Origin of the sequence: Amycolatopsis sp. AA4 (genome assembly GCF_002796545.1) — a bacterium.
In the GTDB taxonomy this organism is placed as follows: Bacteria; Actinomycetota; Actinomycetes; order Mycobacteriales; family Pseudonocardiaceae; genus Amycolatopsis.
The window spans coordinates 80,261-102,269 of the sequence record NZ_CP024895.1 but is presented as its reverse complement, the minus strand read 5'-3'; the positions used below and the strand labels follow the sequence as shown (position 1 = coordinate 102,269).

23 protein-coding genes are annotated in these 22,009 nt (G+C 69.8%); 16 read left to right on the top strand and 7 right to left on the bottom strand.

Annotated elements, in window-relative coordinates:
* Nucleotides 1-32 precede the first annotated feature (32 nt).
* The 4 genes from CU254_RS41400 to CU254_RS41380 form a co-directional block, all read right to left on the bottom strand.
* The gene (locus tag CU254_RS41400; RefSeq protein ID WP_106430337.1) at nucleotides 33-185 is read right to left on the bottom strand and encodes an albusnodin family lasso peptide; all 153 of its coding nucleotides are present in this window, start codon (nucleotides 183-185) and stop codon (nucleotides 33-35) included.
* 65 nt (nucleotides 186-250) lie between these two features.
* Entirely contained in the window at nucleotides 251-853 is a 603-nt protein-coding gene (locus tag CU254_RS41395) for a bifunctional DNA primase/polymerase (protein ID WP_234392919.1), read from the bottom strand.
* A 556-nt stretch (nucleotides 854-1,409) separates the two neighbouring features.
* Nucleotides 1,410-1,751 (bottom strand): hypothetical protein, encoded by a 342-nt coding sequence (locus CU254_RS41385; protein ID WP_009086168.1) that lies wholly within the window; start codon nucleotides 1,749-1,751, stop codon nucleotides 1,410-1,412.
* Between the two features lie 7 nt (nucleotides 1,752-1,758).
* Nucleotides 1,759-2,004, bottom strand: a complete 246-nt coding sequence (locus tag CU254_RS41380) for a hypothetical protein (RefSeq protein ID WP_009086170.1) — start codon at nucleotides 2,002-2,004, stop codon at nucleotides 1,759-1,761.
* A 230-nt stretch (nucleotides 2,005-2,234) separates the two neighbouring features.
* On the opposite strand from CU254_RS41380, the gene CU254_RS41375 reads away from it, so the two are divergent.
* From CU254_RS41375 to CU254_RS41370, 3 genes are all read left to right on the top strand, one after another.
* Complete coding sequence (locus CU254_RS41375; RefSeq protein ID WP_037719188.1) at nucleotides 2,235-3,704, top strand: helix-turn-helix domain-containing protein; 1,470 nt, start codon at nucleotides 2,235-2,237, stop codon at nucleotides 3,702-3,704.
* Between the two features lie 237 nt (nucleotides 3,705-3,941).
* Nucleotides 3,942-4,148: a hypothetical protein gene (locus CU254_RS43475; protein ID WP_009086174.1), complete on the top strand. Its 207-nt coding sequence runs from the start codon at nucleotides 3,942-3,944 to the stop codon at nucleotides 4,146-4,148.
* Between the two features lie 356 nt (nucleotides 4,149-4,504).
* Nucleotides 4,505-5,152 (top strand): HAD family hydrolase, encoded by a 648-nt coding sequence (locus CU254_RS41370; protein WP_009086176.1) that lies wholly within the window; start codon nucleotides 4,505-4,507, stop codon nucleotides 5,150-5,152.
* Nucleotides 5,153-5,162: 10 nt separating this feature from the next.
* Here CU254_RS41370 and CU254_RS41365 read toward each other — a convergent pair whose 3' ends face one another.
* The 3 genes from CU254_RS41365 to CU254_RS41355 form a co-directional block, all read right to left on the bottom strand.
* Complete coding sequence (locus tag CU254_RS41365; protein WP_158688149.1) at nucleotides 5,163-6,488, bottom strand: helix-turn-helix transcriptional regulator; 1,326 nt, start codon at nucleotides 6,486-6,488, stop codon at nucleotides 5,163-5,165.
* A 545-nt stretch (nucleotides 6,489-7,033) separates the two neighbouring features.
* Nucleotides 7,034-7,777 carry a 5-formyltetrahydrofolate cyclo-ligase gene (locus CU254_RS41360; protein WP_009086180.1) on the bottom strand — a complete coding sequence of 248 codons (744 nt, stop codon included), beginning with the start codon at nucleotides 7,775-7,777 and terminating at the stop codon, nucleotides 7,034-7,036.
* Nucleotides 7,778-7,806: 29 nt separating this feature from the next.
* Entirely contained in the window at nucleotides 7,807-8,961 is a 1,155-nt protein-coding gene (locus CU254_RS41355; RefSeq protein ID WP_037719191.1) for a helix-turn-helix transcriptional regulator, read from the bottom strand.
* A gap of 651 nt (nucleotides 8,962-9,612) precedes the next feature.
* Between CU254_RS41355 and CU254_RS41350 the strand changes: the two genes are divergently transcribed.
* The 13 genes from CU254_RS41350 to CU254_RS41295 all read left to right on the top strand — a co-directional run bounded on the left by CU254_RS41350 (nucleotide 9,613) and on the right by CU254_RS41295 (nucleotide 21,654).
* Entirely contained in the window at nucleotides 9,613-10,062 is a 450-nt protein-coding gene (locus tag CU254_RS41350; protein WP_009086185.1) for a hypothetical protein, read from the top strand.
* Between the two features lie 149 nt (nucleotides 10,063-10,211).
* Nucleotides 10,212-10,844 carry a bifunctional DNA primase/polymerase gene (locus CU254_RS41345; protein WP_050788548.1) on the top strand — a complete coding sequence of 211 codons (633 nt, stop codon included), beginning with the start codon at nucleotides 10,212-10,214 and terminating at the stop codon, nucleotides 10,842-10,844.
* 50 nt (nucleotides 10,845-10,894) lie between these two features.
* Nucleotides 10,895-12,190: a lanthionine synthetase LanC family protein gene (locus tag CU254_RS41340; RefSeq protein ID WP_158688150.1), complete on the top strand. Its 1,296-nt coding sequence runs from the start codon at nucleotides 10,895-10,897 to the stop codon at nucleotides 12,188-12,190.
* A 249-nt stretch (nucleotides 12,191-12,439) separates the two neighbouring features.
* A complete protein-coding gene (locus tag CU254_RS41335; protein WP_050788550.1) occupies nucleotides 12,440-13,600 on the top strand; it encodes a tetratricopeptide repeat protein in 1,161 nt (386 codons plus the stop codon).
* Entirely contained in the window at nucleotides 13,597-14,442 is an 846-nt protein-coding gene (locus CU254_RS41330; RefSeq protein WP_009086193.1) for an SAM-dependent methyltransferase, read from the top strand. The genes CU254_RS41335 and CU254_RS41330 overlap by 4 nt, the downstream gene beginning before the upstream one ends.
* Before the next feature lie 187 nt (nucleotides 14,443-14,629).
* The gene (locus CU254_RS43470) at nucleotides 14,630-15,937 is read left to right on the top strand and encodes an ATP-binding protein (RefSeq protein ID WP_158688151.1); all 1,308 of its coding nucleotides are present in this window, start codon (nucleotides 14,630-14,632) and stop codon (nucleotides 15,935-15,937) included.
* Entirely contained in the window at nucleotides 15,934-16,395 is a 462-nt protein-coding gene (locus tag CU254_RS43465; protein WP_009086196.1) for a roadblock/LC7 domain-containing protein, read from the top strand. Before CU254_RS43470 ends, CU254_RS43465 begins: the two co-directional genes overlap by 4 nt.
* A gap of 3 nt (nucleotides 16,396-16,398) precedes the next feature.
* Nucleotides 16,399-16,749 carry a DUF742 domain-containing protein gene (locus tag CU254_RS41320; protein WP_009086198.1) on the top strand — a complete coding sequence of 117 codons (351 nt, stop codon included), beginning with the start codon at nucleotides 16,399-16,401 and terminating at the stop codon, nucleotides 16,747-16,749.
* Entirely contained in the window at nucleotides 16,730-17,347 is a 618-nt protein-coding gene (locus tag CU254_RS41315; RefSeq protein ID WP_009086199.1) for an ATP/GTP-binding protein, read from the top strand. Before CU254_RS41320 ends, CU254_RS41315 begins: the two co-directional genes overlap by 20 nt.
* Entirely contained in the window at nucleotides 17,344-18,621 is a 1,278-nt protein-coding gene (locus CU254_RS41310; protein ID WP_009086201.1) for a cytochrome P450, read from the top strand. Before CU254_RS41315 ends, CU254_RS41310 begins: the two co-directional genes overlap by 4 nt.
* Nucleotides 18,611-19,906: a cytochrome P450 gene (locus tag CU254_RS41305; RefSeq protein ID WP_009086203.1), complete on the top strand. Its 1,296-nt coding sequence runs from the start codon at nucleotides 18,611-18,613 to the stop codon at nucleotides 19,904-19,906. Before CU254_RS41310 ends, CU254_RS41305 begins: the two co-directional genes overlap by 11 nt.
* A 157-nt stretch (nucleotides 19,907-20,063) precedes the next feature.
* Nucleotides 20,064-20,936, top strand: coding sequence for a trypsin-like serine protease (locus CU254_RS41300; protein WP_009086205.1), 873 nt, complete (start codon nucleotides 20,064-20,066; stop codon nucleotides 20,934-20,936).
* A 109-nt stretch (nucleotides 20,937-21,045) separates the two neighbouring features.
* Nucleotides 21,046-21,654 (top strand): hypothetical protein, encoded by a 609-nt coding sequence (locus CU254_RS41295; RefSeq protein WP_009086207.1) that lies wholly within the window; start codon nucleotides 21,046-21,048, stop codon nucleotides 21,652-21,654.
* Nucleotides 21,655-22,009 lie beyond the last annotated feature (355 nt).

Here is a 22,009-nt window from a genome sequence, read left to right as displayed (position 1 = left end):
GTCCTCCCCTTCCCTGCCGCCGTCGCGAGGGATCAGTTGTAGGCCCGCCGCTTGTCCTCCGAGTGGCCCATGCCTAGGCCCTGGGTCGCCGCGGACACCTCGCCGAGACTGACCAGCAACACCGGCTCCTCGACCGCTCGGCCGCGCTCTGCCCGATCGGCCCCGTTCTCCGGCACGTTCTCCATCTCGTCCTCCTTTTTCCGTTTGCTCACAGGTTTTCGACCGCGCGCTCCCTGCCTTCGATCGGGAACTACGCGGATTCGAGGGAGAGTTCGGCGACCTTGGCCAGAATCGCCGTGCTATCGCCCAGGGCATCGCGCTCCATCGGGGAAACGCGCCACCGCACGACTCCCGAGACGACCCTGCTCGGGGGAAGACAGACGACGTCCCCCGGCGGAACGACCTCGACGCCGGGCGCGAGGGCGAGGCCGTCGTTCACGCGGAAGCCGGGTTCGACGAAGAACCATGCCCCGTGCGGCCACAGCGCCACCGGGCCGAGCGGCCGGCCGCCGTCGAACGCGGCGAGCACCTGCTCGCCGATGCTGACCGGAGTCCGCAGGACAGCGAAGCGCGGGCCGACCAGCGCGAGGATCGCTTGCCGCTGCCCGGACCACCATTGCGCGATGACGCGGCGGTCGACGGTGGCCTCGGACGACGGCACCGTCGGCTCGCGGGAACCGAGCGGCGCGCACGTCAGCGGATGCCAGGCGGTCAGTCCGTCGCACACCGGGCCCGGCAGCACCGGCCAACCCCGCGCCGCATAGCGCTCGGCAGCCGAGCGCAGCGCCCGCAGCCCGACCCCGCGGTCACCCATCAAGCGGCGCGAACGGCTACCGCCCACACCAACGGTCATCGAAAGTCCTTCCGGAGGAGAGGTTTTGTCCGCGCAGCAGCCTCGGGGCACAATGCAGGACGGCATTTGGTAAATGAACAGGAATCCGCTGCCGAGATGGCGGTGGAGGACCCGGGGGTGGCGACTCCGACACCGGCCGGAACAGGGTCGACGAACCCTCAGCCAACCGGCGGCGGACCGCCACTACGTGAGCTGTCGGTGCGAAGGGTGCGGCACCAGCCGCCGGTCAGGCCGCACTGTGACCGGCAGGCCTCGCGCACGGTGGCGCCCGGTCCCGGCCCGGTCAGGGGACTCGGAGATCAGATGCCGGCCCGCGGTCCGCCAGACCGTGCACCGCGAACGTCGGAACACGAACAGCCATGGCGTGGAGCATTCGCGGCACCGGCCGCGCTCGTCCGGCGCGTGCGCGGCGAGCAGCGCCCGACACGCATCGACCAACTGGGCGAGCATCGTCTCGGACGCTGCCGCTCTCGACCGGTCGTCGGCCTTACCCAGAAGAATCTCGAAGCGGTCGAGTTGCGCCGCCACCGCCGCGTGCAGTGTCGCGTTCGTTGGGTCATCCACGGTGAGGCCCCTCCTCCGGCGCGCTCGACGGCCACGCCGGTTCGTTGGGTGAACGGGGCGGAGGCAGCCGCGACAGCAGGTCCGGCGGGACGAACGCCGCGAGCGGCACGGACGGCAGGTCCAGGCGCACGGCGTACGCTGCCTCGGCGAAGAACCGGCACGGCCAGAACACGAGCGTCCCGCACGTGGAGCAGATGTTCTGCGTTCCGGGTTCGGGCAGGTGCAAGGTCAGGTCGTTGACGGCCTCGCTCACGCCGCCGACCGGGCTGTCCGCCGCGACGACCAGACACCTCACCTGCCGGATGGGCACGGTGTCCGCCAGGTCGGGGCCCATCAGGGCGCTACGCCCTGGCGGCAGCGGCGAGCGCCTGCCTCGAGGGAAAGCGCGGCCGGAACCAGCGCCAGCCCGCGGCCGGCTGATCGCAGAGGCGGACCGGTTCGGCGGGCCGCGTCGGCACGAACCGCACACGCGGACCCGCCGCGTGCGCGCGGGCGCCTGCCAGCACCCGGCCCAGCAGCCAGACCGAAGCGACCACGACCGGCGTGAACCCCGCCAGCGACGGGAGCCTCGCTTGCAACGTGCTCACCCCGGGCAGCGGACATCACCCTGCACCAACGCTGCTGCTTTCGTGCCGGCATCGTCAATCCTCTCTCCGCTCCTCCCGAGCCTCGCGCGCCGCCCGCTCCGAGTCCAATGCCCAGTAGGCACACGGCGACGGCGAATAAGACAGCCAGGCATAATCACTGGCAGACGGGGCCAACAGCCACGGCCGCGGCGTCGATGCCGACGTCAGCTGCACCGGAGGGAACGATCGTGATGCACAATGACGACGACTGGCTGTCTTCACGAGTCCCGGCGGAGTTCAAACTGAACACATCGTTGCTGCCAGAGGCGCTGACGGCCTACCGTAATTCACGAGGTCTGACGCAGACGGACTTGGCGAAACTCCTCGGAATACACCAGACCTACCTTTCCAAAATCGAAAGCGGGCACCGGAAAGTATTCGACATCGAACTGATTTTGCGTATCGCGTCCCAGCTCGAACTCGATCCGGAGGAGTTGGGGATCGCCCGCAGCATCCTTGAACCCGTGACCCCACCGGCCAACACGGCCCTGGTCGGGCTAGTGGACGGGGTGCAGGAGAGCCAGAACGCCTGGAGACATGCACGTCGACGGCTGAACAAGCATCGGGGAGAGCTGGCACAGGCGTCCGCCACGCTCTATGACGCCGAAGCGCGCATCGGCAACGCTCCGTTCCTCGCTTTGGAACGATGGATGCCATCGTCGCCCCTGCCCCTCTCCGACATCTCGTTGGAATGGTCGGACAGCGTCGAGCCGGTCCCTGTGACGGGAACCGAGCCCGAAGCCCATGGAGTTCTTCCGCTGCGAGCGCCCGGGCGCAGATTCACCCGATACACCACGGCGATCAAATACCTCGACCCGCCCGCGCTCTTCGAAAACCGCTCAAGCTACCGGCTGCTGGACTGCAACCTGCGCGACCCGCGACCCGCGATGCGCTTCACTCTGGGAAGCTACTTCGACAAACTCGACGTGTCGGAGGCCATCGCGCACGAACTGTCCGCGTCGCCGTCGTGCCAGGCCGACCCGCCGAAAGCCAACTGGGCCGAACTCCCGCTGCGGGGCCTGATCGGCAACCCGTTCGATCTCTCCCGGCGAGCGCTCATGCCCGCGATCGAGACACTGACGATCCGCCGCTCCAATTCCGGCGAACCCACCTTTCTGCTGCACTGGCGCGATCCGCAGAAAGTCGCTACCGCCGGCGGCATTTACGGGCTGATCCCCGCCGGAGAATTCCAACCGTCGACCATCGCGACCCGCGATCGGGAAAACGATTTCGATCTCTGGAAGAACATCGTCCGCGAATACGCCGAAGAAGTGCTCGGCGAGCCCGAACGGGACGGATCGCAAGCCGAACCGATCGATTACGGCTCGTGGCCGTTCTACGCGCACATCACCGCCGGCATACGCGAGGGCGCGGTATCCGCTTATTGTCTCGGGATGGGCATGGACGCCCTCACGTTGACCGCGACAATCCTCACGGTCGTCGTTTTCGACAGCGCAACGTTCGACTCCCTGTTCAGCGGCGCGGTCGATGTCAATCCCGAAGGGGTTCTCATGTCCGCGGCCGGAGCGTCGAAAGTCACCGACGGACTTCCTTTCAACGAGATCACCATCAAACGCCTCCTGTCCGACGAACCGATGGCTTCACCGGGAGCGTGCATCCTGGACCGCGCCTGGCGCTTCCGCGACCAGCTGCTTCCCTAAATGTCCAGCCATCAAGACCGCCAGCTGACGCCGCGAGCACGGCGGACCGACCGCGCATCGCCTCGCTCATCGGCTGTTCCGGTCCTACCCGATCTCTGAGCGCGCGCAGAGGTCGTGCATCCCGGATCGCCCGACATCGCCGGTCCGCGCCCGGCGGATCCCGGACTGCCGCCAGGTCCTGTCCCTGCCCGTTTGCGAGGGTGGCGTCGGCATTTGGTTACAGGCAGCGTTGAGCACATGAGATCCCGCGAGATTCGCCTGCGGCTTCCGCCCGGTGTGCCGCCCGCCCGCTACGCGGCGATCGTGCACGCGGTCGCCGGAGTGCTCGACGCGGCAGGACTCGTCACTGGGTCGTCGATCCTCGTAGACGGAGCCACCCGCGACGAGGACATGAACGAGGCCTTCGACCGATTTAGCGCCTCGTACCCGTGGAGCGACGCCTGACCCGGATCGCATGATCGCGTCTGGATGAGTGGATTTCGGCCGCCACCGCACCCGCGGCAGCGTGGGCCGTACGGTCGGGAACGGCCAGTCCGGCGCCTCCCTCGACCCGGACGGGCTTTCTTCTTTACCGCGCACTCCGCTGCCGGGGACCTCGCCACGGTTCTCGCCGTCGCGATCGACGACGTCGCCCGTCGATTGCGGCAGCGCTGAGGCTGGCGGTTGGCCGGACGCTGGCAGGCAGGAGCACGTGTCCTGTCTGCGCGGCGGTCCTGAGTCGGCGCATGGGAGGGTGGTGGAGGGAAGGTTTCGTCGGCTACGGTGCTTGGGGCCAGGCTGGAGGAGACACCGGGAGCGGCGTGATTCGGTCGGTAGTGTTCGATGTCGGCGAGACTTTGCTCGACGATTCGCGAGAGTTCGGCGCGTGGGCAGACTGGATCGGGGTCAGGCGGCACACGTTCTCGGCGGTCCTGGGTGCCGTAACCTCGAGCGGACGAAACAACGCGGAGACATTCCAGGTTTTTCGCCCCGGATTCGACTTGGACGCCGAACGCCAGCTCCGAGAAGCTGCTGGATGCGGTGAGCAGATCGAGGAGTCCGATCTCTACCCCGACGTCCGACCGGCGCTCTCGGCGCTGCGAAACGCCGGGTTCTGGGTCGGCATCGCGGGAAACCAGACCGCGAAAGCGGCGCGGCTTCTGCGTGAACTGGCGCTGCCGGTGGACGCCATTGCGACGTCGGGCGAGTGGAACACCGCCAAGCCCGACCCTTTGTTCTTCGAAAAAGTCGTCGAGTTAGCCCCGGGCGAGCCCCGAGAGATCGTTTACGTCGGCGATCACCGAGACAACGACATCGTGCCCGCACGGGCGGCTGGCCTGAGGCCGGCGCTGATTCGCCGCGGCCCCTGGGGCTACCTGTGGGCGAGTGACCCCGTCGTCGTTCGCAACGCCGATTGGACGCTTGAAAGCCTCGCCGAACTGCCCGATCTCCTCCGGGGCGAACGCTGAGTTCTCGCTGTCAGCGATCCGGAGCTCCGGAAGACAGTTCGCGGTCGAGGCTGTTCATCGCATCGTTCGATGCGCGCGGGGTCGTTCGACGCAATTGCTCGACCATTTCGCCGACTTGGGGATGGGCTCGTACGTGCTCCGGCGCGATCCGCAAGGCTGCACGCAAGGCATCGATCGTGTTGTCGCGTTCATCCGCCAGGTTGTAAACGCGCGCGAGGTCGATGTAGAAATGCGACCGCCGTTCGGCTGGCATGCTTGCGCCCGGCCGCCACCCCGCTGCCAGGCGGAAGGCAGCACTAATGTCACAGATCTCCGCCGCGAGAGAAAAATGGTGGATACGCACAGACGCCGTCCCGAATGCTGTTCCGAGGTGGATTCCCTCGTTCACGCGTCGTGCGGCATCCTGAGCTTCCGCGATGTGATCGCGGGCTCGGAGGGCTTCCCCCGCGCGACCTGCCATCACCGCGGCGCGCATGTGCAAGGCCCCGTACGTGGCCGCCGCAGTTTCGGAAGCAGCGCGGTCGATCCGGTCGGCGGCCCGTTCAAGCATCCGTCGGCCGGCACTCAGGTCTTCTGAAGCGAAGAATATTTCTGCCCGCACGTAGGAAGCGCTTCCGTCCAGCAGTTCGTCTTCGGCATCGGATGCCGCCGTGCTCAACAGGCCGATGATGCGCGCGGACAAATCGTAGTATCCGTATTTGTCCGCCACGGCGTCGGCTGCGCGGTAAACCTGGAAGAGCAGCCGCGCGAAGCGACTCTTTTCGGCCCTCGCGCAGTTCAGGAAGCCGCGATGCAATTCAGACAGAAGGGGCGGCACCTCGGCAGCAAGAACTCGGTAGTCGGATTGAAGCCGTTTGTCGACGGTTGCCGCCACGAGAGAATTCAGTTCGTCGACGGGTCGTACTGGGCCGTCCTCAGGGATGTCGTGGGAGTCCAGAACCCGGCGCAAGATCGGGATCCGAGCGCGGATATAAGCTGCTTCCGGTGTGTGCGGCACTGCCGGACGGTAGTAGTACGCCTGTCCGCAGGCGGCTTCGAGGGCCAGCGTCTCCGCCGCGAGCTGACCGGCTTGCGATTGGCCGTCAAGAGCACCAGGCGGCTTCGGTCTCGGGGCGGTTCTCGAGGCGGCTGTCCTGCGGATGCGTTCCTCGAGGTCCGCCAGCGAAACGGACAGATGCTCGGCAATCTCGTGACGCCGCTTGGCCTGCGGCTTGTTGCGGCCCGATTCCCAGTTCCTGACGCTCTTCACATCCATCCGCAACAAGCGGGCGAGATCCTCTTGGGTCAGGCCCGCTTCGGTGCGGGCGCGAGCCAGCTCCGATTCGTTGTCTTCCACGGCCGCCTCCCCACGCCTCGGATACGCGACATTACTGCAGGCCAACAGAGTAAACACAGCTCCCCTTGCCGGTTGCTCGCGCTACTCCGGGGCCGTTCCCGCCCGGAGCTGCCGCAGCAGCCCCGGTTCATCCCGATCTCGGGGGAATGTCACGGCACTAGCCTTCGAACCGACGTGTCCGACTCCTCCGGTCGACGCCGGGCTCGGAGGCTCTCAGGCCGGGTTTCCGAGCGCTGCGGCTTCCTCCGCTCCCACCGTCGACCTGCCGCAGATCAGTCCAGGCACGGATCCCGATGCGTTCGTTGCCGCATTTGAGCTCGCCCCCGAGCGCAGCACCGGCCGCCTTTCCCTCAGGTCCTGCACCGCGCGTTGGCCTGCGCGTAGATCTCGGGGCCGTGAGCGTGGGCTGTCCTTCACAGGCATGATCGACTGAGCCTGGGGGACGCGGTCCACTGATTGCCCAGGTCGAGACAAAGCGCGCCGCGGCACAGGATTCCGCGCGATCGGCCAGCCGCACCTGGGCGCCGGCCGAGTGCGCGTTTCGATCAGGGCTTGTCCCCGGCCGGGTCACCCAGCCGCTGCGCTTCAGCACGAGCAGACAGCGCCGGGATGGCCCGGATTTTCTCGCGACTCAGGTGCGACCACGAGATCCCCGTGGGTCGACGGCGTGCATCGCAGAAAATGGTCTGCTCCGGGGTCACGATGATGTCGACGCTGAAATCGTGATCGGTTTCAGGGAGATCGGTATCCACGACTTGGAGCTGGTGGACCGTGGTGACAATGGTCGTCTGCGGCCCAATCCGACCGGCCTCGACGAGAAGGGCGACCTCTAAGTCCGAGTAGCCGGCTCCTTTTCCGACTCGCACGCCCCGGCGGTCGACGGCGACTGTTCCGCAGACGACGAGGTCTACCGGCTCCATCTGTCCCGGGCCGACAGTCGGCGCGACGTCTGCGGCGTATTTGCTCCGTGCTGCATCGAGGCCGACCGTGTCCGGGTCGAGTGCGTAGAACGGTTCCGGTTTGGCCATCGCGGGCACGGCCATGTAGACGGTTTTTCCGTCCCGCAAGGCGGTCTCCCGGACCGGCAGCTGGGCTCGATCCGGGTTGCACTTCACTACCCGCGCTTCCCGCCAGGCCTCTAGCGCGGCCAGACGTTGAGCAGCGACCTCTGCTCCCACGAAGGAGGGGATGCTCCCGACCGCGCTCCTGCCCCGTGGGTCAACTGCCGCGGCGTCGAGCAGCGCCCAGACACGCTCGCGGGCAGCACGTTTCGCTTCGTCGATCTGCATGTCTCCGTTGTACCGCGGGGGCCTGGCGGCTAGCTTCCAGCCATGAGGGCGAACAGCCGTTCGCCTGCCGCCGCGACGGAGGATTCCCGACGCCAGGGTCGCAGCTCCCGCCCTACGCCGAACGCGACGTTGAGCCCGCCGCCCCCTCGGGTGACCTCCAATGTGTCGATCGCCTTGTTCAGGGCGTCGACTGCCCCGTCGATCTCGCCCGCGCGCACCCTGGCGAGCGCGAGGTTCCCGAAAACGATGGATTGGGATTTCCTTTTCGACGCCAACGCATCGGCCGCTGCGACCAGATGCTGTTCCGCAGGCTCGCGGAGGCCGAGGAACACGTAACACGAACCGGCCATGCGATCGATCTTGGACTCCGAAAGGTACTCGCCGCCGACCCCAGCATCGTTCACCTGGCTCAGTTGCCATTGAGCCGCGTCCAGCGCCGACTCGCACGCACGTCGCTCTTGGCGCATCGCGTTCGCCTCGGCGACGTGCAGGAGCGCCAGCCCGCACAATCCCGGGCTGACGGGCTGGGCGAGCGTGGCTGCGCGCTGTGCCAGCGCACGCCCGGCGTCGGGATCTTTCTCGAAACTGTAGAGATGCAGGTAGCTGTTCCGCAGCGTGGCATGTGCTTCCGCCTCGATGTTGCCGCCTTGGCCCGCTGCGCGGATTGCTTGGTCGAAGTAGCCTTGTGACGTCGCGGAGTCGCGACGCTGAGAAGCGTCCCACAGCAGTTGTCCCATCAACGTCGCCGCATCCGCTTCGATCGAGTACAGCTCGTGGCGAGCTTCTGCACCACAGGCCGCGTCTCGCGCGACGACGACAGTCGCAAGGTGCCTGGTGGCTCGGCCGAGCAGATTCGTGGACGGTGCTTCGTCGTAGGCGGCTTCGAGGGCCAGCGTCTCCGCCGCGAGCTGACCGGCTTGCGATTGGCCGTCAAGAGCACCAGGCGGCTTCGGTCTCGGGGCGGTTCTCGAGGCGGCTGTCCTGCGGATGCGTTCCTCGAGGTCCGCCAGCGAAACGGACAGATGCTCGGCAATCTCGTGACGCCGCTTGGCCTGCGGCTTGTTGCGGCCCGATTCCCAGTTCCTGACGCTCTTCACATCCATCCGCAACAAGCGGGCGAGATCCTCTTGGGTCAGGCCCGCTTCGGTGCGGGCGCGAGCCAGCTCCGATTCGTTGTCTTCCACGGCCGCCTCCCCACGCCTCGGATACGCGACATTACTGCAGGCCAACAGAGTAAACACAGCTCACTTTGCCGGTTTCTTGCCGGTTTTTTCCCGGTCGTTTTGCCTGGTCCTGGATCCGGCGCAGCGGCATTGTCATCTCCGGCAGGCCATCCGGGTGCTTCGACGACTGACTCCGATGACCCAAGCCGTGGCACCGACATCGCGACCGCACCGCGGGAAACGGGAGCGGTCGGTGGTTCCGGACAGCCACATATCCGACGAAAGCGGGAAGGTGCTCACGGTGTTCGATCCGCAACCCGGTTTGACCGGCGCGCCAGTTTCCTGCGGCACGGCCACCCGCCACTCCACAACGCGGCCCGGCTGCAGTCTGCGCGACAAACGAGTTTCGTCGCCGTGCCGGCCGCTGCGGAATGACTTTGCTGAAGCGATTCAGCGGCGCACCGAACCGGCCCGGACTGTGGAACGGCTGGACCTGGCACGCCCCTCGCGCGCAGTGCACCCTGCTGAAAGCGCTGGACCACACCTCATCCGCAATCGGCAGGCGAGATGCCGTCTCGGCGAATCAGGCCGTTCGAGACACGGTCGGGGGACACAACGCCGACATCTCGCGGACTTCGGCAGTCAGACAAATGATCGCAGCGGGGAACGGCGATGACTGATCTTCCCTCGGCTGGCGACAGCATGCGCGTGCTCTCCGACCTCGTAGGCATCTCGGGGTGCACGTTCGCCATCGTGTTCACCAGCGACGGCATTCTCCAGGCATGGAACGGGATCGGCCACTCCGAAGCGGCCGCCTACACCGCCATCTGCCACGGCCAATTCCGACGGGATCCGGAGCTGGTGTCCAAGTTCGGCCCCGACGCACCCTCCGAACTGCACGGCGTGCCCTCTCGTGCCCGGACCTTTCTGCGGACCGCCAGGCCTGGCAACGAGGACTGCCCAGCGTGGTTCCTGCTGGTGGAGACCGGATCCGACGTCGATGACCAGGCCATCGACTGCCTCATAGCCAACTGGTCAACCATGATCAGCGAGGGTATGGACAGGCCCGGCAACCTCGAGCGGCCTCCTCCCCCGTCGGCCGGGCCACCGGGCCCACGCTGAGCGAGGCGGCGCCAGGCGAATTCCGGCCTGACGGTCTCGCAGGAACGCAATCTGTCGAAACGTTAGTTGGCGTGCGGACAATAACTGAGAGGGACGTGATGGCCGTTCTCGCACACCTTCGGCCGGACTGCGGCGCAGCTGAAAGCGGCTTGGAGAAGGACGCGCTGTTCCCGCGCGCAGATGCCGACTTTCTGGCGGCCGTCGCCTCGACGCCCCGTCCGTCGGCCGGAGGCAGTCCCGGTCTGCGGCTGCGCGAGGCTGCGGAGCGCTACGCCGCAATCGGCTGGCCGGTGCTTCCCGGCCCCGAGTGCGACGGAGTGACAACGTGGCATCCCTTCGAGTACGGGTCGCTTCGTCCCGGCGAGGCCGCGGTGGACCCGTCCTCTGCGACCACTGATCGGCGCGTCGTCGGGGAATGGTGGTCGCGGGGCAGGCGGCCCACGATCCTTGCGCCGACCGGGCGGCACTTCGACGTCATCCGCACGTCGACCTATCTCGGGTCCCGGGCGATCGCCGCTCTCGGCGTGCGCCCGCCGCTGGGCCCGGCGGCGCTGTCCCCGCACGGAACCTTCTTCCTCGTTGAGGCCGCGACCACTGCGGACAGGGAAACGGCGGAAACCGCCGGCGTCGAACTGATGCCGACGGGCACGCTCGTTGCGCTTCCGCCCAGCCGGATTCGGTTCGGCAGCGTGTCGTGGCGCGTCGCTCCGGACGACGTCGATGCCCTGGGCGTCTGCGGCGAAATCCTTGCCACCCTGGCAGAAATGCGGGCGGACCGGTGAGGGGGCTCGGCTGCCCGGGCTCCGGCGGGGAGGGATTCGAGCACCCGCGCGTGCTCACGCTGCTGGCCGACAGTCCGCTGGCCACGGCACTGTACGTAGCGGTCCGGGCCGGTCAGTCCCCGGGATTCGCCGGAGCCCTGCCCCCTCTGCTGGACTGGCTTCCGTCCACGCTGTCGAACGACGTCCCGGGCGAGGGCGAGTCGGCGTTCTGCGGCGCGGCCGCGTTCGCATCGGTGCTGCGGATCGCCGCGACCAACGCCCCTCACCTCGCGAAGGAGTACCGGCAGCGCCTCGATGCGGCCGACGCTCGCGTCGACACGATCGTGCAAGCCCGGCTGAAGACGGCCCGCGATCGCCTGCAGACGGGGACCCGCCCCGCGCGGGCGGAGTTCTCCCTGCGACAGGGGTTGACCGGGCTGGGCATGTGCCTGCTGCAGAGGCCCGACCCGGGGCCGCAGCTGCGAGACCTGCTCGACTACCTCGTCGAACTGGTCTCTGGCTTCGGCGGGACAGGACGGCCGGGCTGGTGGGTGGACGACAGCCCGCTCCCCGACCTGAGCGACCGGCAGGAATGGCCGCACGGGCACGCCGACCTCACCTTGCCCGACGGGAGCGCGGGAATCCTGGCGCTGCTGTCGCTCGCGTGGTGCGACGGAGTCCGCGTGCCCGGCATGGACGTCGCGATCAAGTCCCTGGCCGAGTGGTACCGGCGGCATCTGCGGACCGACGAGCGCGGAGACCCCTGGTGGCCCGAGGTCGTGACCGATCCCGAGCCCGTCACGCGACCCGAGCTGCACCTGCGCGAGGCCAGCCAGCTCGTGCCGGGCTGGTGCGGCGGGCTCGGCATCGCCCGCAGCGTGCAGCTCGCCGGGATCGCCCTCGGCGACCGCGACCTGCGCGACGCCGCCGTCGCCGCGGCCCGCGCCGCCCTGCTGTGGGAGTTCCCGGAATTCTTCCGGCCCGGACTGTGCCACGGCCCGCAGGGCGCCGAATTCATCGCCCTGCGCATGGCCGCCGACGAAAGCGACGACGACGCCTGTCGCCTGCTGGGGGCCGCCGCGGCGATGCGCGCGATCACCCACGACGTCAAGTCCCTCACGGTGCGCGGCGGCCTCCTCGACGGCTCCCTCGGAGTGCTGGTGTCCCAAGCCTCGAACGAGGCCCGCACGGTCTTGCCGCCGACCGATTCCGCCCAGTGGGACTGCTTGCTCGGCATCACCACGATCCGCGCTTCCTCCCGCGCCGTCCCCGCCCGGCCCTCCCCCGGAAAAAGCCCGCAGGATCAGCGTTCGCGCACGTCCGCGAGCGCTCGCGCCGCGCCGTCCATGCAGCCGTCCAGCCCGTAAACACCCTCGAGCCCGCTCCGCCCGGAAGGAACACCCCCGGTCGCACCGCTTCCCGACACCTCCGCCCTCGACCTGCTCGCCCGTAACACCGGCCGCGACAGGCTTCGGGACGTCGCGGCTGCGCTGGCCGCGGCGTGCGCAGGGCTGCCGCTGATGCTCGTTGTCACCGGGGCGAGATTGCGCGCGCGTCCCGCACGCGACGTGCGCCGGGACGCCATCCGCCTGCAGAACCCAACGATCAGAGGAACCGTGCACGACGCTCTCGATGACTCCTACGCCGCCGCCAGCGACCTCGCGAAACTCGTCCATCTGACGTGTGCCGACATGCCTGGACCGCATGTCGCGCTGGACGCGCTCGCCCACACCCTCAACGTCCAGCCCGCAGTCCTGGACGACGCTGTGGACGAGCTCGTCGAGGCCAACCTGGTGCAACTGAACGGCGACACCGTCGCTCAGCACGATCTCGTCCGCGACCACGCACGGGAACGCGTCGACGGCGGCCGCCTTCACCTTCTGCGCCGCTATGCCGACTGGCACCGCGCCAAAGCCGTCGCCGCGAGCGCGCTCATCCACTCGCACCGTCCGCTGCACGCGGCCGAACTCGGTGCGGCACAGGGCGTTTTCGCCGACCGCGCGGACGCGCTCGACTGGTGGCTCCGGGACCAGGACGTCATCCACGCCGTCGCCGACGCCGCCGCCGCACAGGGCTGGCACGAGGACGTGTGGCAGATCGCCGAGGCGGCCTGGGGCTTCTTCCTGCACTACCGGGACTACGAACGGGGCCTGCTGCTGTTCACCGCGGGCCTGCACGCGGCCCGGCAGTGCAAGCGGCCGATCATCGAAGCGCTGATGCACCACCAGCTCGAATTCCTCTGCCTCGAATCCGGATGGAAAGACGCCGCCGCCGCCCACCGCGCCGCGGCGGCCGAGATCGGCGAACGCGAGCAGCACGGCCCGACCCAGGCCACCGCGCTCTCGCACCGGGCCCGCGCCGCCCGCGACAGCGGGGACCTCGAGGGCTCGCTGCCGCTGTACGAGGCCAGCGCCGCGAAACACCACGACATCGGTCGTCGGCGCGGCGAGGCTCTCGCCTGGCGACGCATGGCGGAAGTCATGATCGAACTGGGACGCGACGACGACGCGGTGCGCTACCTGCGCGAAGCGGGCCCCGTCTTCCTGCACGAGGACGACCCCGCCCAGTACGCCAAGGCGACCATCGTGCTGGCCCAGATCCACGCCCGGCGAGGCGAGCACGAGCAGGCCCGCGACGAACTGACAGTGGCGCTCGCCGGCGTGCGGCGGTTGAGGTCGCCCTACTTCGAGAGTCAGGTCCGCGCGGCCCTCGACGCCCTCGACCGGCGCCACGACGCAGACGGCACCGGTGCGGCGTCCGGGAGCGACGCGTCATGACCGACTACTTCAACGTTCCGCCGGGGGTCAACCCGAACGAGTCGAGCGCCGCCCGCGTGTACGACTATCTGCTGGGCGGGAAGGACAATTACGAGATCGACCGGCAGGTCGCGCGGGAAGCCGCCCGCGTGATGCCGGACATCGCGGAGACCGCCCGGGTCAACCGGCACCTGATGACGCGGGTCTGCCGGTTTCTCGCCTACCACGCAAGGATCCGCCAGTTCATCGACTGCGGTTCCGGGATGCCGACCGCGGAGAACGTGCACCAGATCGTGCAGCGCGCGGATCCGACGGCGAAGGTCGTCTACGTCGATTACGACCCGGTGGTGGCCAGCCACGGGCGGGCGCTGCTCGACGAAAACGAATTCACCGAGTACCTCGAAGCGGATTTCTTCGACCCGCCCAGCATTCTCGACCACCCGACGGTCAACGAGCACCTCGACTGGAACGAGCCGATCGCGGTGCTGTTCCTGCTCGCCCTGCACCACCACACCGACGACCGCGAACTGGCGGGCAAGGTCACGAAGGAATTCATCGACCGGCTCCCGTCCGGTTCGTACGTGGCGATTTCGCACCTGCTCGACCCCCACGACGGATCCGAGGACGACCACGTGGTGCAAGGGCTGCTCGAGTCGGTCCGCAACGGGTCGATGAAAGACGTCTCCGCCCGCACCCGCGCCGAGATCAAGGACCTGTTCCACGACCTGGAGCTGATCCCGACCGGGCCGAAGAAACCGGGCGGCGTCGTGCCGGTGGTCGAATGGTGGCCCGACGGCCCGCTGCTCGGCAAACCCACCGTCGCCCAGCGCATCGTCGCGGTCGGAGTCGCCCGCAAACGATGACCACGCAGCTTCCCAGCCCGGATCGGCCCGGGCCCGACGGTCCCCCGCGGCACCGGCACGACCCAGCCCTACTGAGGGGCAGCAGCGGTTCGCTCCCCTCGAACCGCCGCCTTTCCCCGCCTCGTCCCGCACGCATTCGACAGTCCTTTCCAGGACCGAATCCCCTCGACTCACGAATCAGGTGACCATGCAGACTCCGACAACAGCACGCGGCCTGGCCGGCCGCGCCGTGCGCGCCCTGTCCTGGCTCGCCCCCGTGGTGTCTCCCGCAATGGCCCGCCAGACGCGCGAAGAAGTGATCCGGCTGCGCGGCGAGGTCAACGCGAGGCGTCAGGCCGACGCGGAAGCCCAGGACCGGGCAGACACCGACACCGCCCTGGTCGACGCGGTGATCGCACAGCTCAAGGCGTACGTGCACGGTGAGCAGCCGCCGTACCCGGGCGAGTTCCCTGCCTCCTCCGCGAAGGCCGGGCTCGTGGAACGGCTGCTGGACGACGTGCGCGACCGCGCGGACGCCGCCCGCGACGGCGCACTGGCACTGGCGACGAGCTGGCAGAACGCGGCGCACCGCATCCACAAACAGGCCGAGGTGCTGTTCCTCGCGGGCGATCTCGACGACGCCGGCCGTGCCGAGATCGCCTACCGGATCTCCCACCTTGCCGCCCAGCAGGCGCACCGCACGCAATCGCTGGCGGTGCTGCTGGACGGATGGCTGGGACAGCAGTGGCAGCATCCGCTGTCGCTGGCCGACGTCGTACGGGCCGCGACCGGGCGCATCGAGGCGTACCAGCGCGTCACCGGCCCGGACACCGCCGACACGGCCGTCGTCGCGCACGCGGTCGAACCGGTCATCCACATCGTCGCCGCGCTGCTGGCCAACGCGACCCAAGCCTCGCCCCCGTCCTCGAAGGTGGCAGTAACGATCACCCCGGTCGACTGCGGATACGCGATCGAGGTCCGCGACGACGGCAACGGGCTCGGCGACGACCGGCTGCGCTGGGCCGACGACCGCGCCTCCGGCCGCGTCCCGGTCGGCCTGCCCGATCTCGGGACGCCGCCCCAAACCGGGCTGGCCGCAGTCGGCCGCCTTGCCCACGAGCACGGCATCGCCGTGCGCCTCGGCCGTTCCGTCCAGGGCGGCCTCGCCGCGGCGGTGACCGTCCCGCGTCATCTGCTCGTCTCGGCCGCCGAGTGCGAGCCGCCCGAACCGCCGCGACCGCGGCGCGACCCCGCCCCCTCGACCCTGGTCCCGCAAGCTCCGCTTCCCGCCCCCGAAAGCCGGGCCGTGCCGACCACCCCGGGCGGCCTCCCTCGGCGCTCGCGCAGCGCACCGGCCGCCCAGCCCGCCGCCCGCACGCCCGCCGGCACCCCGCCCCGTCCGCAGTCCCCCGCCGAAGCCGCCGCGTTCTACGGCGAACTGGTCGACGGCGCGCCGCCGGCCACCGCCGCCTCCGACCCCGCCCGCCCTGCGCCGACTCCCGAGGACACGCCATGACCGACCCCGCATCGACCCGCGACGAAACCACGCCCGCGACCGGCGACGACACCACGGCGGCCAGTCGCGACGCGTGGATGCTCGAGGAGCTCGTCCAGTTGCCCCACGTGCTCTTCGCCGTCGTGTTCACCGCCGACGGCATGCTGCGCGACTACCGCGGAGACCTCGGTCGGGATGCCGCGGAGAAGCGCGCGGCGGGCTGCTGCGCCATCTTGTCCGCCTCCCGCGCCGTAATGGGCGACTGCGCGCCGGACGAGCCGTTCCGCGACGGGATGTGCGCCACCGAGGGCCACCGCATGTTCCTCCGCAGCGCCGCGCCCCCCGACGAGCGCAGCCTGTTCGCGAGCCTGGCCGTGTTCACCACCGCCAGCGCCAGCGCTGCGCTCGTCGCCAGCGCGATGGCCGAGCGCGTCGCCCGGCCCGGCGACGCCGCCTGGTTCACCCCCGCCCGAGGCTGAGCAGTGCGCGACGACGGTGCTCCCGCCCGCCCGGTGGCGGCCTACGTGATGACCGGCGGGCGGACCCGCCCGACCCGCGCACGGGTGCTGCCGGACACGGTGCTGTGCACGACCGAGGCCGGATGCGCCGACACCGGATCGGTCAGCGAGAAACGGGCGCTGCTGGCGGATCTGCGCCGCCCGCTGTCGCTGGCCGAGGCCGCGGCCCGGCAGCGGATCCCGATCACCGTCGCGCGCGTGCTCGTCAGCGATCTCCTCGACGACGGCTTGCTGGCCGTGCACGCACAGGCACAGCTCGACAGCCCCGACCCCGAGTTCATGAAAAAGGTGCTGCGTGGCCTCCAGAAGCTCTGAGCAGGACGAGGACATCCACCTGTCCCGCGACGTGACGCGCACGGCGAAGATCCTCGTCGCCGGGCCGTTCGCCGTCGGCAAGACCACCCTGGTCGGCGCCGTCAGCGAGATCGCGCCGCTGCGCACCGAGGAACCCCTCACCGCCGCCGGCGCGGACCTCGACCCGCTGGAGGGCGTCGAGGCGAAAACGACCACGACCGTCGCGTTGGACTTCGGCCGCATCACCCTGCCCGAGGCCCGGATCGTGCTCTACCTGTTCGGACTCCCCGGCCAAGACCGGTTCCGGGCGATGTGGGGCGACCTGGTCCTGGGCGCGATCGGCGCGGTGGTTCTGGTCGACGTTCGCCGCCTCGACGCGTGCTTCCCCGTGCTGGACCACCTCGACGACCGCGGCCTGCCCTATGTCGTCGCCGTCAACGACTTCCCCGACGCCCCCGTCTACGACGACGCAGAAATCCGCGCCGCGCTGGACCTGAACCCGCGGATCCCGCTCGGGCACTGCGACGCCCGCGACCGTCGCTCCTCGATCACTGCGCTGTGCCGTGTCGTCGCCCATGCCCTCGCCCGCCACGACTGCCCGGAGGCATCCCCCCGATGACCGACCCGCTCGCCCCGCCCAAGGTGCCGCTCGACCAGCTCACCGGTTTGCGGCCCTTGACCGACACCACCGTCTGCGTCGATCCGCAGGCCGCCTACGCCGCCCTGCGCGCCCGCTGGGACGGTCTGCCGATCGCCCCGGTCGCTCTCGCCGACGGCGTGCCCGCCTGGCTGGTGATGGACTACGAACACGTCCGCACCGTCTCCCGCGACGACGTGCGCTTCGCCCGCAACCCCGCCCAGTGGCGCCAGTACGCCGAGGGCGGCGTTCCCGCAGACTCCGGCCTCGCGCCGATGATGTTCCCCCGCGACAACGCGTATTTCGCCGACGGCGAAAGGCATGCGCGGCTGCGCGCCCCGCTGGTCCAGGGACTCGCCGGGCTCTCCGAGCCGCGGATGGCCCGGATCGTGCGCGCCACCTGCGAACGGCTCCTCGCCCGGCTCCCGGACACCGGCGAAGCCGACTTGGTCGCCGGCTACGCCCGGCAGGTCCCGATGCTGACCGTCGCCGGGTTGTTCGGCATCGACCCCGACCTGTCCGAGGACCTGCAGCGCTGCCTGATCGCGCTGTTCGGCTCCGGCGAGGACTCCCAGGCCGGCAACGCGGAACTCGAGGACATCCTCGCCCGCGTCCTCGCCGAGCACCGCGCCCGCCCCGGCGAGGACGATCTCACCACCGCGTTCCTGGCGCACCCCAACCTGCGCGGCGACGCGGAGATCGTGCAGTCGATGGTGCTGATGATGTCGGCCGGGTGGGAGACCACCACCGTGTGGATCGGGCACACCCTGCGCATCCTGCTCACCGACGAGCGGTTCGCCGCCCGGGTGCGCGGCGGGCGCCTCGGCATCGACCACGCGCTCGACGAGGTCCTGTGGCTCGACCCGCCGATGTGCAACATGCCCGCCCGCTACGCCTTGTGCGACACCGTTATCGGCGGACGGCACATCGCGAAAGGCGACCCGCTGATCCTCGCGTTCGCCGCAGCCAACGCCGACCCGCAGATCCGCCGCGACGGCGAGGACTGGCCCGCGGTCGGCAACCGCGCCCACTTCGCCTGGGGCGTCGGGCACCACGCCTGCCCCGCCCAGCGCGCCGGACGGCTCATCGCCCGCACCGCGGTCGAAACCGCCCTGCACCAGCTGCCCGACGCGCGGCTCGCGATCGAGCCCCGCCGCATCACTCTGCAGCCCTCCCCGTGGACGCGCGGCCCCGCGCACCTGCCCGTCCTCGCCACCCGCACCGCCGACCGCCAGGAGCCCGGACATGCCGCATGACCCCCAACCGACCGCGCCCGGCCCGTTCCGCCTCGACCCGACCGCCGCCGACCGCGCCGGCGAAGCCGCCCGGCTGCGCGCGGCCGGGCCCGTCGTGCGCGTCGTGCTGCCCGGCGACGTACCCGCATGGCTGATCACCCGCCACGACGCGATCGCCGCACTGCTCGCCCACCCCGAGGTCAGCAAGGACTGGCGGAACTGGGCCGCGTTCGCCGACGGCAGCGTCCCCGCGGATTGGCCGCTGCTGGGCATGTTCAAAGTCGACAACATGGTCTACGCCGACGGCGACGACCACCTTCGTTTACGCCGCCCGGTCGCCAAGGTCTTCACCCCCGCCCGCGTCGCCGCCATGCGCCCCCGCATCCAGACGGTCGCCGCCGGACTGCTCGACACCCTCCCCCGCCACGCCGGCCCCGACGGCATCGTGGACCTGCGCGCGCATTTCGCCGACCAGGTCCCGCTGACCGTCATCTGCGACCTCGTCGGCGTCCCCGACGACTGGCGGCCGCTACTCGCGGACCTGGTCCAGCGCCTGTTCGACAGCACCCTCACCGCAAGCGAAGCCACCCACATCCAGCACACCCGCCACCACCTCCTGCGCAGGCTCGTCACCCTGCGCCGCAACGAACCCGGCGACGACCTCACCACCGCGCTGATCGACCTCTGCAACCCCACCGCGGACACGAACACGCCGTCGAAAAGCGAGGACACCAAGCCGCTGTCGGTCGACGAGCTGATCGACACCCTGTGGCTCCTGCTCACCGCCGGACACGAGACCACCGCGAGCCTCCTGGCGAACGCATCCCTGGCTCTGCTGACCCACCCCGACCAGTTGCGCGCCGCCCGCGACGGCGGCCCGGACATGTGGCCGCGCGTCGTCGAGGAATCGTTGCGCCACACCGGTCCCGTCGGCAACTTCCCCGCCCGGTACCCGCTGGCCGACATCACGATCGCCGGCACCGCCATCCCCGCCGGCGACCTCGTCCTCGCCGGATACAGCAGCGCCGGACGCGACACCGACCGCCACGGCCCCGACGCCGACGCCTTCGACCTGCACCGCACCCCGGCCAAACACCTCGCCTTCGGCGGCGGCCCGCACCTGTGCCTCGGCGCGCACCTCGCACGCCTGCAAGGAACCGTCGCCCTGGCGGCGCTGTTCGACCGGTACCCGCACCTGGCCCTCGCCGACGAACCGGACTCCCTGCCCCCGCTGCAGTCGCTGTTCGCCAACTCCCCCGCCCGGCTTCCGGTGCGACTGGACAGTCCGGACGGACAACCGACGTAACGGCGCACAAGTCTGCTTCGCCCCGGTGCCCCACCTGGATCCTGCGGCGACCGCCGAGCACGACGCCACGCCGCACCCCCCCAGTTTCCCGGCTGCGGGACCGACGATTTCCGCAGAGGGAAGGCAGAAACCGTCCATTGTCGACAGAAAGGAACCCATGAAGAGAAACATCGCGGCGCTCGCCGGCGTCGCGTTCGCCCTGTCCGCGCTGTGCGGGGCGAACACCGCCTCGGCCGACGCGCACGCGCACATCGTCGGCGGCACCAAGGCCACCGGCGACACCGGCTACGTCGCCTCGATCCGCTACACCGCGATCAAGCACAATGTGGTCGACCACCACACGTGCGGCGGAGCGCTGGTATTTCCCGGCTGGGTCGCGACGGCGGCGCACTGCGTCACCGACGAGCCGGGCGGAAGCGACCCGATCCCCACCGCGGACAAGAAGTTCTCCGTCCAGGTCGGGTCTAAAGACCGCACCCAGGGCGGCGAAATCCGCAACGTGGTGCAGGTCGTCGTCGATCCCCGGTGGAAGTGGGGCAGCGATCCCATGCTCGACAACGCGATGCTGCGGCTGGAGAATCCGGTCGACATCCAGCCGATCCGAGTCGCCCCGCGCGAAGCCCGGCCGGGCGCCGCCATCCGGCTCTACGGCTGGGGCGTGTGGAATCCCGACGGCTCCGGGCCGCTGCCCACGCAGTTGCAGCAGCTCGACACCCGGGTGATCCCGGCGTGGAAGTGCGCCGACGCGGGCATCACCCGCAACGAGATCTGCACGAACAACCCGCACGGCACCGACGGTCCCGGCCCCGGCGACTCCGGCGGCCCCGCCGTCGTCGTCGACGAGGACGGGGTGCCGATGCTGGTCGGCATCTGCAGCCGGGCTTCGAAACCGCTGCCCGGTGAAGCACCGACCGTGTACACCAGCTCTGCGGCTTACCGGGCCTGGATGTTCGACGTGGCCCGCGGGCGAATCCCCGCACCGGCCACAACCCACGGCCCCGCGCAACACGATTCCGCGCAAGCCGGCTGACACCGGCGGGCCGGGACCGCGCGATCCCCGCGGCCCCGGCCCGCCACCTTCCGCGCCATCGCTCCCGCCCGATCGCCACGAACACCTTCACCGCAACGAGGTCACTCCGATGTTCCTCCGCAGCACCTGGGGCGCGGCCGCGCGCCGCCTCACCGGCCGCGGCCGACTCCGTTCCGTCTGCCGCAGCCCCCGCGACAAGACCGACGGTCCTTTCGACACCGGGCAGTGGATCACCGCGGTGGGGTGGATCGGCTGGTCCGCTCTCGGCGCGGTCGCGCTCACTCCGAGCAGCGCGGACCCTGTCCTGGTGGCGTACGTCACGGCCACCGTCGGCGGAGCGGCCGGGACGGTGCTCGCGATCTGGCTCGGCCCAGGCATTGACGCGACCTCAGCTTTCGAGCACGGCCTCGTCCCGCTGGTCCCTGCCCTCTGTCTCCTCGCCGTCGGACTCCCGGAGCGCGGGCACGACGAGGCCACCCGCATCGGCACGTACTTCGACGGCTGCCTCAAAGGCACCGCCTACGACGAAGACGCCCTGCTGCTGACGAAATACGGGCTCGGCACCATCACACTCCAGCCGGAACACGGGCCCGAGATCCGCTTCACCCGAATCAACCCCCGCCCGCCCTCGTCCGACAGCAGCGAACCGCCCGACCGCGGCATCGCCCCGGCCAACGTCGAAACCCGCCGCATCCTCGATGCCCTCGGCTGCCGATGACGCCCCCTCACTCGCCTCCCGGATCGGGACAGCGCGCTCATGCTCACCCCCGGCCGACGCACCAAACGCGATCGACCGCTGCATGCCCGCCGACGCCGAGGCAGCCGCTGGTGAACACGACTGTGGCAGTGCCGCCGACGCAAACCTTCCCGGCTGCGGGGCCTCTGTCCCTCATGGACGCTGCCGGGCTCGCCCAGACGAGGAATTCGCTATGTCGGCCGTGCGAAGGCCAGCAGCACCGGCGATCGAAGCAGAGATGTCGATCCGTCCGCTGTGAGACGAGTCGTCACGCGCCAGGCGGGCGAAGGCCGCCGCGCAGCGCCCGCAATGAACAACCCCGACATCGCGTCGGACA